This is a genomic window from Achromobacter insolitus, assembly GCF_002209555.1.
Classification (GTDB): Bacteria; Pseudomonadota; Gammaproteobacteria; order Burkholderiales; family Burkholderiaceae_B; genus Achromobacter; species Achromobacter insolitus.
Genome location: NZ_NJIF01000001.1, coordinates 497,175 through 510,374 on the forward strand (window position 1 = coordinate 497,175; position 13,200 = coordinate 510,374).

A 13,200-nucleotide genomic window follows, 5' to 3' on the forward strand; every position below is an offset into this window, starting at 1 on the left:
CTCAAGCCCCGGCCGCCGCGGCCGCCAATGCCACCCTATGGGTGGCGCCGGACGCCAGGACTGCGGTCATCGCGGGCGAGCCCTGCGCGGTCGATGGGTCGAAGTAATCGGCCTCGTCGCGCTCGGAACCCGCCGGCAGATCGCGCACTTCCACGCGAAAACCCTCGGCCCGGTCGCCGCGCAATTCCGGCACTGCCTGCAGCAGGCGGCGCGTATAGGGATGCGTGGGCCGGTCGAACACTTCGTCGCGCGTGCCCTCTTCGACGATATGGCCGCGCAGCATAACTACCACGCGGTCCGCGATCTGTTCGACAACGCCCAGGTCATGCGAAATCAGCAAGCACGCGAAACCATACGAGCGTTGCAGCGCCATCAAGGTCTCCAGTACCTGCTTCTGCACCGTGACGTCCAGCGCGGACACAGGCTCATCGGCGATGATGACCTCGGGCCGCAGCACCAGCGCCCGCGCGATGGCGACACGCTGACGCTGCCCGCCGGACAATTCGTGGGCATAACGCTCTGCGTAGTCCTCGCCCAGGCCCACGTCGCGCAACGCCTCCGCCACGCGCTTGCGCCGGGCGTCGGCCGTCATGCCGGCTTCCAGCCTCAGGCCCTCGCCCACCAGGTCGCCGATGGTCATGCGAGGGTCCAGCGACGAATATGGATCCTGGAACACCATTTGCACGCGCCGGCGCGCCGCTTGCCAAGCCTGTCCAGTGCCACCCGCGGACAAGGCCCGGCCATCCAGCTCGATGCGTCCCTGCGCCTGCGGGACAAGGCCAAGAATGGACATCATGACCGTGGTCTTGCCGCTGCCGGATTCACCCACGATGGCCAGCGTTTCCCCGGGCGCCACGGCGAACGTCGCGCGATGCACCGCGCGCACGGCGCGTTTGCGGAACCAGCCCTCACGCACGGAGTAGTCGATCGCCAGTCCGTCGACCTGCAGGATGGGCGGACCTTGCACCGCGGCCCGGGCCGGGCCACGCTTGGGCAGCGCATCCAGCAGGCTGAGCGTGTAAGGGTCCGCGGGGCGTGACAGCACCCGGGCCACCGGGCCGGTCTCGACCGCCCGTCCGCGGCACATGACCAGCACGCGCTGCGTGTAAGCGGCCACCAGTGCCAGGTTATGACTGATGAAGATGAGCGCCGTGCCCTGCTCGCGGGTCAGTTCGCACATCAGGTCCAGCACTTCCTTCTGCACCACGCAATCCAGCGCCGTCGTGGGCTCGTCCGCGATCAGCAGGCGCGGCTTGAGCAGCATCACGCCGGCCAACAGAATGCGCTGTCGCATACCACCCGAAAACTCATGCGGATAGCGCTTCATGCAATCTTGCGCGTCGCGCACGCGCACCCGTTCCAACATGCGTACGGCCTCGTCCCAGGCCTCGCGGCGCGCCATCCCCCGGCGCAGCACCAGCGCCTCGATCAGTTGCTCACCGACGCGGAACGCCGGGTTGAGCGACACCATCGGCTCCTGGAACACCATGCCAATGCCCGTGCCGCGCATTGCCAACCAATCGCGTGGCGACTGCCGCAGCAGGTCCTGGCCGTCGAACAGCGCCTGCCCGCCGGTAATGCGGGCCGAGTCCGGCAAGAGGCCCAACAGGGTCTTTCCGATCAACGTCTTGCCACTGCCGGATTCGCCGACGATGGACAGCGATTCACCCGCGTGCAGATCGAACGACACACGATTTACGACAGGCGCGGCATCCCGCTTGCCGGGAAAGCGGATCTCCAGGTCTCGCACGGACAGCAGGGGTTGCACGGTAGCGCCCGGATTGCCCGCATGTCCCGCGCTCTGGCGTTCGTACTTGATGGGATTTTGCGAGTTCATGCCATCACCCCCCGCATGCGCGGATCCAGCAGATCGCGCACGGCATCGCCCAGCAGATTGATACCCAGCAGGCTCAACGAAATCATGGCGCCGGGGAACACGGCCAGCCAGATCGCCTGGTCCATGGCGTTGCGGCTTTCGGACAGCATGCCCCCCCAAGTGGCTAACGGCGGCGGCACGCCCAGGCCCAGGAAGCTCAGCGCGCTTTCCGCCAACAAGGCGGAACCGAAAATGGACGTCGCGAAGATCAGCAAAGGCGGCAGGCAATTGGGCAATACGTGGCGGAATACCGTCCATAAGCCGCTATGGCCGGTGGCGCGCGAAGCGATGACGAAATCGCGTTGGCGCAAGGACAACGCGGCCCCGCGCGCGATGCGCGACACTGACGGGGAATAGGCCAGCCCCAACGCCAGCACCACGCCCCATTTGGACGGCCCCAGCACCGTCATGATGCCCAGTGCGAGCAGCAGACCCGGGAAAGCCATCAGCGATTCCACCAGCACCGTGATGCCACGGTCGACCCAGCCGCCCGCATAGCCCGCGGTGACGCCTATCGTCGTGCCCAGCAGCAGCGCCAGCAACACCGAGAACACACTGACCGCCACGCTGACGCCCGCGCCCGCCATCAGCCGCGACAGCACGTCGCGGCCGAACTCATCCGTGCCCAGCCAATACTCCGCCGACGGTGGCGAAAAACGCGCCAGCAGGTCCCCTTCCAACGGATCGTGCGGCGTATACACCAGCCCGACCAGAGCCAGCAGCACGACGCCTCCGACCAGCGCGCCGCCCAGCACGGCATTGGTATGTTTCAAGCCCATGATGATCCTATTGAAGCTTCACGCGCGGGTCGAACAGCGGATACAGCAGGTCCACCACCAGGTTGACCGCCACGTACAAAAGCGCGATGAACAGCAGGCAGCCCTGCACCACGGGGTAGTCCCGCGCATAGATGCTTTCCACCAGCAGCCGGCCGATGCCCGGCAGCGTGAACACCGTCTCGATGACCGCGGCACCCGACAGCAGATGGCCCAACATCAGGCCGATCACCGTCAGGGTGGGGCCGAAGGAGTTCGGCAGCACGTGGCGCAACATGACGCGCTTTTCCGGCAGGCCCTTGGCGCGCGCATGCGCTACGTATTCCAGTCGCAAGGTTTCGATGGTGCTGGCGCGCATCATGCGCGTAATGGCGGCGATCTCGGTCAACACAATGGCGCACACTGGCAGAACCAGGTAGCGAGCCGCCCCCAGGCCGCCTTGCGCGATGGATTCAAAGCCGTATACCGGCAACCAGTTCAGCTTGACCCCGAACAACCAGATCAAGAGAATGCCGACCCAGAAGCTGGGCATGGACACGAACAGAATCGAAGTCGACACGATCGCGGTGTCGGCGCGGCGGTTCTGGCGCCAGGCGGCCACCATGCCAGCGGGCACCGCCACCAGGCAGGCCAGCAGCGTGGCGGTCAACACCACCTGAGCCGTCACCGCGAAATGCGTCAACACCAGGTGCATCACGGGTTCGCGCCGCGCGATGGACATGCCGAGGTCGCCCTGCATTGCATTCCCAACCCAGATCAGGAACTGCTCGCCCACGGGACGGTCCAGTCCCAACGCGTGGCGCATTTCAGCAAGCAGCGCCGGATTGTCGATGTCGCCCAGCATCAGCGAAGCCGGATCCCCCGGGATCGCGCGTATCAGCGCGAACACAAGCACCGTGACGACGATCACGGTGGGCACCGACGCCGCGATGCGCTTGAGTAGATAGCCCAGCACGGCGCCTCAGTTCTTCGTCACGTTGAAAAAACGCGGCTTGCGCAGCGGCCAGCCCGTGTAGCCTTGCAGCTTGCTGGAGACCACGACATAGCCAGGCTTGTTGTAGTACATCAGCAGTGGCGTGTCGCGCAGCATCAGAGAGTGCAATTTGTCGAACGCCTGCTTGCGTACGGCGGGATCGGACTCGGCTTCGATGCTTTCCAGGATGGCCGCCGCCTCGGGGCTTTCCCATTGGGCCATGGGCGTCTTGGACTTGTCGCCGATCACGTCCCGGAACATCAGTGCCGGTTCGGTGCGCGCCGAATAGGCGAATGCCATCAATTGGAACTTGCCTTCGCGGAAGTTGGTCACCTGAGTGCCCCACTCCAGCATGTCGAGTTCGGCCTTGATGCCGGCCTTGCCCAGCAATTGCTGCGTCACGACCGCGACCCGGTAGAGGTACGGATAGCGCTTGTTGGCCTGCAACTTGAGGGGCTCGCCGCGATAGCCGGCGGCATCGAGCAGGCGCTTGACCTCCTGCAGGTTCTTTTCGTAGCCCGCGCGATCCGCGTCCGAGTAATAGACGCTGGCCGCGGGCACCAGCGACGGGTTATAGGTGGCCTGGCCGTTGTTCAGGGCGCGGGCGATACCGGGGAAATCGAGCGCCAGCGCAATGGCGCGACGCATGTTCACGTCCGACAACAAGGGCGCGCGCGTCTGCATCAGCAGGTTGACGGTATCCAGCCCCTGTTCGGTAACGATGTTCCAGCGCGGGTCCTTCACTGGAAGATTGTCTTCGTCCGCGTTGTAGGCATCGACCTGGCCCGCCATCAAGGCTGCCTTCTGCGCCGCGGCATCCGGAATCACGACGAAGCGCACGTTGGCCTGCGCGACCTTCCTGCCCGCCATGCCGCTGGGCGCTTCCTCACGCGGCCTGTAGCCGGCGTAGGGCGTCAACAGCACATACTGTTCCTTCTTCCAGTCGGCCAGGACATAGGGACCGGTGCCTATGGGCTTGGACCATTTGCCCTCGGCGTCGACACTCTTGGCGCTCAGCACCGGCATCGGACACTGTACGCTGGCCATCTGATCCAGGAACAAGGCGTAGGGCTGATCCAGCCTGAACACCACCGTGGACGGATAAGGCGTCTCCACCGCCACGACCTTTGCCCCTTTGCTGCCGTCGTAGAGGTTTTTGCAGGAATACTCGGACTGGGCGCTATTGAGATAGTCGTAGGTCCATTTCACGTCGGCCGAGGTCATGGGCGCGCCGTCATGGAACGTGACGCCCTGGCGCAGCTTGAAGGTATAGGCGCGTTTGTCCTCGGACAGGGTCCAGCTGTCCGCCAGCATGGGCGCCACGCTCATGTCGGCGCGCAGCGCCACCAGGGATTCCACCACGTGCGCCAGCACGTTGTCGGTGGACGTGTTGCGGGACCGTCCGCCCGGCAGCGTGGTGGGCGTGCCGGACCCTTCCGCGTAGCGGATTTCGGGAGCGGCGGCCTGCGCCCACACCGTGGCTGGCAAGCCGGTCGTGGCGCCGGCCAGCGCGGCGGACAACAGCAGCGCGCTCTTGACGCGCGAACCATGCGAATTCATAGGGATCACTCCAGGAGCGGCAATCGCCGCATACAGGTCTGGGGCCGGTTCAGAAGAGCCGGTACTCCGCGAAGTTGCGTCCTTCATAAGGCTTGCGCGCGATCCACATCACGCCGCTGGCCGGCTCCATCAAAGTGGTGGCCACCGTAGCCGAAATGCTGTCGAAGCTGGCCGGCTTGGGCGAACGCAGTACACCGTCCGGAGCGGCGAAGTCGTCGGCCAGGATGCGCTTGATGGCGTCCCAATCGATGCTGCCCGAAGCACGCGCGAGCATGTCCTGCACACGGCGTTGGCGATAGATCGAATCCGGATTGGCCGCCAGGCCACGGTCGAACAGCTTGGCGCGCGCAGGCGGGCTGATCCAATGGTTGGCGTGGACCAGCAAGCCGTCTTCGGGCGTGATCCAGAAGATCTCGTCGGGAGAGCACTCCAGATCGACCGCCTCGCCCTGCGCCTGGGCCAGCATCAGATTGTTGGAGCAAAAGCGCCGCGACGCCCACAGCACCTTCATAGCGTTGCAGATATTGGTCGCTTCCAGCATCTTGCGCCGTACCAGCACCAGCGGCACCTCGGCGGGGCGCTGGTAATCGTGCTCGCATGACAGGAAGTTGCCGGACAGGGAAACGCCCGCGCTGTTGAAGCCGTGGCGCGCCAGGCTGCCCGCCTCCGTGAACATCAACAGATCGGGACCATCTTCGCGGCGCATGCGCAACACGATGCCGGTATCCACGCATTCCTCGCGCCAATCCCAGTTGTGGGCATGCATGAGTTTGCCGCCGGCGGCGGCCTCGGGCAGCACGACCAGCCCCGTGCACCCATCGTCCAGCCCTTTGCGGGCGCGGCCCAGCTCGGCATGGCCGAACATCATTTCGGTGCGGCAGTTAATGACCACCACATCTTCGAGCGCCTGACCCGATCCGTCGGCAATGCCGCGCAACTCTTCCAGGTAGGCTGCGTCATAGTCGCCCACCACGGGCACCATGGCGGCCGCCAATGCCTTCAAGCGATCCGCGGCGACGCCGCGGCGCTCCAGCTGGCCACGATAAAGGGCCACGCTGCGCGCTACGCGCTCCGGGACGGCGGCGCCGTGCTGGCGGCCCCGCTCGTAAGGACTGCCCTGTACGTCGACCAGGGGGAAGGGGGTAGGCAAAGTCACGGCTCAAGGCTCCGGCGCGAGATTCATAAGACGGGCAAATTTTGTACTAATATATAGAAAAGTTCAATACAAGGGTTTCCCCGAATGCTTTGCAGGCGCGTGTGCGCCAGAGGCTCTCCGGTACCATTCCGACTCCGTCGCCAATCGCGCCCGCTCGCCCATGCCCAACGCCGCTCCCGCCCGCCCCACCCCGCTGCAAGTCGATCTGGCGCGCCACATTGCGGAAGACATCGTGGCCCGGCGTTATGCGCCCGGAGATCACCTGTCCGAAGAAACGCTGGCGGCGAGCTACGAGGTATCGCGCACACCCGTACGGGGCGCGCTGAGATTGTTGGCCGCACAAGGCCTCATTACGCATCGCCCCAACAGCGGCTATACGGTGGCGGCCCATGCCGTCGCGGCGCCCCCAGCCATCGAAGGGGCCGGCCCCACGCAGGACGAGCTGTACCGTCGCCTGATCGACGACCGCGCCGCGCGCGAACTGCCGGAAACCTTCACCGAGCGCGATCTGCAGCAACGCTATCCGGCGCCGCGCAGCGTGCTTGCCAAGACTTTGCTGCAACTGTCGGCGGACGGGCTGATCGAAAAACGCAAAGGCCATGGCTGGCAGTTCGCTCCGTCGCTGGAGAACCGCGACGCGCTCAACGAGAGCTACCGCTTCCGGATGACCATCGAATGCGCCGGCCTGCTGGAACCCACATTCCGCCTGGACCGGGAGGCGCTGGCGCGCATGCGCGCCGCGCATGAAGCGCTTGCCGCGCGTAGCGACGCCGATATCTCCGCCACCGAATTCTTCAACCTGAATGCCTCATTCCACGAGATGCTGGCGCGCTTCTCGGGCAATCGCTACATCCTGCAGGCGGTACAGCAGCAAAATCAGTTGCGCCGGCTGGAGGAACATGCGGCGTTCTACCGCGACGCGCGCTTCGTGAACTCCAGCAGCGAACACCTGCAGATCATCGACGCCCTCGAAGCCGGCGACCAGGAATGGGCTTCCCAGCTCATGCGCCGGCACTTGAAGACGTCGCTGCAAGTGTCCTGAAAAGAAGGACTCCCCCCCTTGCTGCGCCCCCCCTCAACGGGGCTGCGCTGACGGACTCCTATTCCCTCAGGCTCCCCCCGCGACAAGGGGAGCCACGCAGCCCCGCCACCCGATCGGCTCGACCAGTATTGTATTTATTATTTGATTAATACAAAATAGAAAGCCCAAATCTTTCCAAGCCGGATCTCCCATGTCCTCCTCAGCGCCTCACCCCGCCCCCGCCCTCAACGCCGAAGCCTATTGGATGCCCTTCACCGCCAACCGGCGCTACAAGCGTGCGCCCGTGCTGTTCAGCGCCGCCGAGGGCATGCACTACATCCGCCCGGACGGCCGCCGCGTGCTGGATGGCATCGCGGGCCTGTGGTGCGTGAACGCCGGACACCGCCGGCCTGAAATCGTCGATGCCATCGCCCGCACCGCCCACGAGCTGGACTACGCGCCGTCTTTCCAGATGAGCCATCCGCTAGCGTTCGAGCTGGCCGAAGCCCTGCGCCAGGAGGCGCCGCCGGGATTCTCGAACGTGTTTTTCTCGAACTCTGGCTCCGAAGCGGTGGACACCGCATTGAAAATCGCGCTGGGCTACCACCGCGCGCGCGGACAGGGGCAGCGGGTGCGCCTGATCGGACGCGAGCGTTCTTACCACGGCGTGGGTTTCGGCGGCCTGTCGGTATCGGGCATCGCCGGCCACCGCAAGCCTTTCGGCAATCTCCTGCCCTACGTGGACCATCTGCCGCACACCTATGACCGTAGCCAGATGGCCTACACGCGCGGCCAACCGGATTGGGGCGCCCACCTGGCCGACACACTGGAGCGCATCGTCGCCCTGCACGACGCATCGACCATCGCCGCCGTCATCGTGGAGCCCGTGGCGGGGTCCACCGGCGTGCTGGTGCCCCCTAAGGGCTATCTGCAGAGGTTGCGGCAGATTTGCGATGCGCACGGCATCCTGCTGATCTTCGACGAAGTGATCTGCGCCTTCGGCCGCATCGACGGCGCCTTCGCGTCATCGCACTTCGGCGTCACGCCAGACATCATCACCAGCGCCAAGGGGCTGACCAACGGTGCCATTCCCATGGGCGCCACGCTGGTGCAGCAACATGTCTATGAGGCCTTCATGCAAGGACCGGACAGCGCCATCGAACTGTCCCACGGCTACACCTATTCCGGCCATCCCGTGGCCTGCGCCGCCGGCCTGGCGACTCTGGACATTTGCCGCCGCGAGGGCCTGTTCCAGCGCAGCCGCGAACTCTGGCGCTATTGGGAGGACGCCGCGCACAGCCTGAAAGGACTTCCCCACGTGGTGGACATCCGCAACATCGGCTTGCTGGCCGCCATTGAACTGGAGCCCCTCGACGGCAAGCCCGGCCAGCGGGCTTATGCCGTGCACCAGGCCTGCCTGGAACGCGGCTGCCTGATCCGCTCGGCGGGCGACACCATGCTGTTGTCGCCCCCTCTCATCATCGAGCGCGCGCAGATCGACGAATTGTTCTCAGTGCTGTCGGAGGTATTGCGCGCGGACGCGTCAGCGTCGGCGTGATCTATCCCAGATGCCGCGCCACGGCCTGGATGACCCGCTGCACATCCGCGGCCGACACATCCAGGTGCGTGACCAGGCGCGTCGGCCCGCCATAGACTGCGCGCATCTGGATGCCGTCGACGGCCAGCTTGGCCGTCAGCTCCTCACAGCGCGCGGGTTCGAATTCGGCGAACACCATATTGGTGTCCTGGCTCAAGACTTTGACGCCTGGAATCGCGCGCAGGCCGTCGGCCAGCAGGCGGGCGTTCTCATGATCTTCGGCCAGGCGTTCGACGTTGTGCTCCAGCGCGTACAGGCAGGCCGCGGCCAACACGCCAGCCTGGCGCAGGCCGCCGCCCAGCATCTTGCGCCACCGCCGAGCGCGCGCAATCAGCTCCACGCTGCCCACCAGCACCGACCCAACCGGCGCCCCCAAGCCTTTCGAGAAGCAAATGGACACCGAATCAAATGGCTGGCACAGGTGCGCCACCGGCTTGCCGCTGGCCACGGCGGCATTGAACACGCGAGCGCCGTCCAGGTGGGTGGCCAATCCATGCTGGCGCGCCCAGGCAGTCGCGGCGGCCACGTAATCCGCGGGAATCAGTTTGCCGTGAAAGGTGTTTTCCAGCGCCAGCAGGCGAGTGCGGGCGAAGTGTGGATCGCCTTCGGGCTTGAGCGCCGCGGCCAGCTTTTCCAGCGGCAGCGAGCCATCCGCCGCGTGCTCGATGGGCTGCGGTTGGATGCTGCCCAGCACGGCCGCGCCGCCACCCTCGTACTTGTAGGTGTGCGCGAGCTGCCCCACCAGATATTCGTCGCCGCGTTCGCAATGGGCCATCAGGGCGCCCAGATTGCTTTGCGTGCCGGACGGAAAGAACAGGCCCGCCGCCTTGCCCGCGCGCTCGGCAACCGCCTCCTGCAAGCGGATCACGGTGGGGTCGTCACCCATGACATCATCGCCGAGGGGCGCGGATACCATCGCTTGCAGCATGGCCGCAGAGGGCCGAGTGACTGTGTCGCTACGCAGATCGATCATGAAAAGTCCCAGGATGGAAAAGGAATTCTGAAAAGGCCTAGTCGGCGCGCGCCGCAGGCGCTGCGCGGCTCACCACCCAGATGCCAGCGAGAATCAGCGCCATGCCGCCCAGCTCGGCCGACGAAGGCTGTTCGGACAACAGCGCCCAGGCGAACAGCATGGCCACGACAGGCACGCCCAGGCTGGACAGGCCCGCGATGGAAGCCGGCACCAGCCGCACCACCAGCAGCCACAGCAACCAGCCCGCGGCCGTCGCGATCAGCACGATATACGCCATGCCGGTCCAGAGTTGCCAGCCCCATTGCGCGGACATCTGCGGAACGAGAAAAGCGACCGGCGTCATCACCAGTCCGCCCAATAGCATCTGCCAGGCAGTGAAGGTCATCACATCGGGCGCATGGCGCTCGAACATGCGCTTGGACAGGACGGTGCCCACGCCCCAACAGAGCCCGCTGCCCAGCCCGAGCAGCACGGGACGGATGTCGCCCAGCCCGTTCCAGGGCTCCACGAAGCAAACCAGGCCGATGGCCGCCAGCGCAATGCCCAGCCCGTGGCGCGCCGTGGGCCGCTCGCCCAGCAGCCACCACGCGAACAGGATCACCCAGAAAGGCATCGTGTAGGCCATGAGCGAAACCTTGCCCACGCCGCCCGACACCAGCGCCGTCTGCACAAAGCCCTGGAACCCCGCCGTCTGCGTCAAACCGATCAGCAGGGTCAGCTTCCAGGGCGGCATCGCCAGTGGGCGCCCCATGGCCGATGCCAGCGCGAACAGCACCAATCCGCCCGACACGTAGCGCAGCGCCACGAAATCAAAGGGGCCGATGTAGGGGACGATCAGTTTCATCGCGATCCAGCTGCCCGCCCAGACCAGGATGGTGCTGAACATCAGGGCTAGCCCTGCACGATCGAAACTGCTGCGGCTCACTGGCACGGCTCCGTAGAAAAAATCTGGACGCAAAAAAAGCAAATACGCCCGTACCGGAGGTTCCGATACGGGCGTATGACATTATGCGCCTGCCTTGCCGCCCCCGGCGGCCATGGGCGGACCTTTCCCGTCCATGGCGCGGACGGCGGCGATCACAAGGACTTTGCCAACTGATCCAGGATGGCCGGATTCTCGAGCGTGGAAACGTCCTGCGTGATTTCCTCGCCCTTGGCGACCACGCGCAACAAGCGGCGCATGATCTTGCCGGAGCGGGTCTTGGGCAGGTTGTCGCCGAAGCGGATGTCCTTGGGCTTGGCGATCGGGCCGATTTCCTTGGCGACCCAGTCGCGCAGCACCTTGGCGATGGCTTGCGCCTCGTCGCCTTCGGGGCGCGAGCGCTTGAGCACCACAAAGGCCACCACGGCCTCGCCGGTAGTGTCATCCGGACGACCCACCACCGCGGCCTCCGCGACCAGTTCGTGCGCCACCAAAGCCGACTCGACTTCCATCGTACCCAGGCGATGGCCCGACACGTTCAGCACGTCGTCGATGCGGCCCATGATCCAGAAGTAGCCGTCGGCATCGCGCTGCGCACCGTCGCCGGCCAGGTAGTAGCCGCGCAGTTCAGACGGGAAATAGCTCTTCTTGAAGCGCTCCGGGTCGCCCCAGATGTTGCGGATCATGGCGGGCCACGGACGCTTGATGACCAGGAAACCGCCATTGCCCTGTTCGACATCGCCGCCCGTCTCGTCGACGATGGCGGCGGCGATTCCCGGCAGCGGCAAGGTGCAGGAGCCCGGCTTGGTCGGCGTGGCGCCCGGCAGCGGCGTGATCATGTGGCCGCCGGTCTCGGTCTGCCACCAGGTATCCACGATGGGGCAACGTTCGCGGCCCACATTCTTGTGATACCACATCCAGGCTTCGGGGTTGATGGGCTCGCCCACCGTGCCGATGATGCGCAGGCTGTCCAGATCGTAGTTCTGCGGGTGCGCTTCGGGCGCGGCTTCGGCGGCCTTGATCAGCGAACGGATCGCGGTGGGCGCGGTGTAGAAGGTAGTGACCTTGTGGCGCGCAATCATGTCCCAGAAGCGCCCAGCGTTCGGATAGGTGGGCACGCCTTCGAAGACGATCTGCGTCAGGCCGGCGGCCAGCGGGCCGTAGGTGATGTAGGTATGGCCAGTGACCCAGCCCACGTCGGCCGTGCACCAGTACACGTCATCCTTGCGGGCGTCGAAGGTCCATTTCACCGTCAACAGCGCCCACAACAGATAACCTGCCGAGGAATGCTGCACACCCTTGGGCTTGCCGGTGGACCCGGAGGTATAGAGGATGAAGAGCGGATGCTCGGCGTTGACCGGCACGGGCTCGCAGGTGTCGGGCTGGCCGGCTTCAACGTCATGCATCCAGAGGTCGCGGCTTTCATTCCACTGCACCTTGCCGCCCGTGCGGCGGTAGACGACGACCTTGGTCACGGCCTCGCAACCGCCCATCGTGAAGGCCTCCTCCACGGCGGGTTTGAGCGGAATGGTCTTGCCTCCGCGCACCTGCTCGTCGGCCGTGATGACCAGCGAAGCGCCCACGTCCACGATGCGCTCCTGCAGGCTCTTGGCCGAGAAGCCCCCAAACACCACCGAATGCGTCACCCCCAGGCGCGCGCAGGCCTGCATGGCCACGACGGCTTCGATGGACATCGGCATGTAGATGATGGCGCGATCGCCCTTCTTGTAGCCCAGCGCCGCCAGGCCATTGGCAAAGCGGCACACGCGCGCCAGCAGTTCGCGGTAGCTGACCTTGTTGACTTTGCCGTCGTCGCTTTCGAAGATGATGGCGGTCTTGTCGGCATTGCCGTTGGTCAGGTGCACGTCCAGGCAATTGGCCGACACGTTCAGTTCGCCGTCGCCGAACCAGCGATAGAACGGCGCATCCGATTCGTCCAGGACCTGCGTGAACGGCTTGGTCCATTGCAGGTTGTCGCGCGCCTGCCCGGCCCAGAATCCGTCGAAATCGTTCTCGACCTGCGCGCACAGCGCGTTATAGGCATCCATGCTGGGGATCGCGGCGCCTTGTGCTGCGCGCTCGGGCGGCGGGAACACCCGGGTTTCCACCAGTACGGACTCAATAGCGTTCGACATGATCTTGTCTCCAATCGGTAATTCTGTTGTTTGTGCCGCTTGTTCCATTACCCAACCGCAACCGTATCGCCACGCTCTTACGGGCACCTTACGCAAAATGCGGGCCAGAGCCCGCGGCGCAAGGACGGTGCCGGGCAATCAACGCGCGCCGCCGCTACGCAAGGGCGACGCCACCGGACAGTCCATAAGGATAGCAGCCAGCGCGGTCTGC

Annotated in this window: 10 protein-coding genes; 2 read left to right on the forward strand and 8 right to left on the reverse strand. The window is 65.4% G+C overall.

What is annotated here, in order from left to right:
- Position 1: 1 nt before the first annotated feature.
- Genes CEY08_RS02195 through CEY08_RS02215 form a run of 5 tightly spaced genes read right to left on the reverse strand, consistent with a single transcriptional unit; the run spans position 2 to position 6,341 of the window.
- Positions 2–1,837: an ABC transporter ATP-binding protein gene (locus CEY08_RS02195; RefSeq protein ID WP_232033756.1), complete on the reverse strand. Its 1,836-nt coding sequence runs from the start codon at positions 1,835–1,837 to the stop codon at positions 2–4.
- Positions 1,834–2,655, reverse strand: a complete 822-nt coding sequence (locus tag CEY08_RS02200) for an ABC transporter permease (protein ID WP_042792420.1) — start codon at positions 2,653–2,655, stop codon at positions 1,834–1,836. Before CEY08_RS02200 ends, CEY08_RS02195 begins: the two co-directional genes overlap by 4 nt.
- A 7-nt stretch (positions 2,656–2,662) precedes the next feature.
- Positions 2,663–3,607, reverse strand: coding sequence for an ABC transporter permease (locus tag CEY08_RS02205; protein ID WP_063962438.1), 945 nt, complete (start codon positions 3,605–3,607; stop codon positions 2,663–2,665).
- A gap of 6 nt (positions 3,608–3,613) precedes the next feature.
- Positions 3,614–5,185 (reverse strand): ABC transporter substrate-binding protein, encoded by a 1,572-nt coding sequence (locus CEY08_RS02210; RefSeq protein ID WP_076815796.1) that lies wholly within the window; start codon positions 5,183–5,185, stop codon positions 3,614–3,616.
- Positions 5,186–5,234: 49 nt separating this feature from the next.
- Positions 5,235–6,341: a C45 family autoproteolytic acyltransferase/hydrolase gene (locus CEY08_RS02215; protein ID WP_076815798.1), complete on the reverse strand. Its 1,107-nt coding sequence runs from the start codon at positions 6,339–6,341 to the stop codon at positions 5,235–5,237.
- Positions 6,342–6,501: 160 nt separating this feature from the next.
- Here CEY08_RS02215 and CEY08_RS02220 point away from each other — a divergent pair, with 160 nt between their 5' ends.
- Together CEY08_RS02220 and aptA are read left to right on the forward strand one after the other, a co-directional pair.
- Positions 6,502–7,383, forward strand: coding sequence for a GntR family transcriptional regulator (locus CEY08_RS02220; RefSeq protein ID WP_042792418.1), 882 nt, complete (start codon positions 6,502–6,504; stop codon positions 7,381–7,383).
- 190 nt (positions 7,384–7,573) lie between these two features.
- The gene (gene aptA / locus CEY08_RS02225) at positions 7,574–8,920 is read left to right on the forward strand and encodes an omega-aminotransferase AptA (protein WP_088607574.1); all 1,347 of its coding nucleotides are present in this window, start codon (positions 7,574–7,576) and stop codon (positions 8,918–8,920) included.
- Position 8,921: 1 nt separating this feature from the next.
- Here the strand turns inward: aptA and ltaE are convergent, their stop codons facing one another.
- The 3 genes from ltaE to acs all read right to left on the reverse strand — a co-directional run bounded on the left by ltaE (position 8,922) and on the right by acs (position 12,989).
- Positions 8,922–9,932: a low-specificity L-threonine aldolase gene (gene ltaE, locus CEY08_RS02230; RefSeq protein ID WP_063641965.1), complete on the reverse strand. Its 1,011-nt coding sequence runs from the start codon at positions 9,930–9,932 to the stop codon at positions 8,922–8,924.
- A gap of 37 nt (positions 9,933–9,969) precedes the next feature.
- The gene (locus tag CEY08_RS02235; protein ID WP_088607575.1) at positions 9,970–10,857 is read right to left on the reverse strand and encodes a DMT family transporter; all 888 of its coding nucleotides are present in this window, start codon (positions 10,855–10,857) and stop codon (positions 9,970–9,972) included.
- A gap of 152 nt (positions 10,858–11,009) precedes the next feature.
- Positions 11,010–12,989, reverse strand: coding sequence for an acetate--CoA ligase (gene acs, locus CEY08_RS02240; protein WP_063641970.1), 1,980 nt, complete (start codon positions 12,987–12,989; stop codon positions 11,010–11,012).
- Positions 12,990–13,200: the final 211 nt, after the last annotated feature.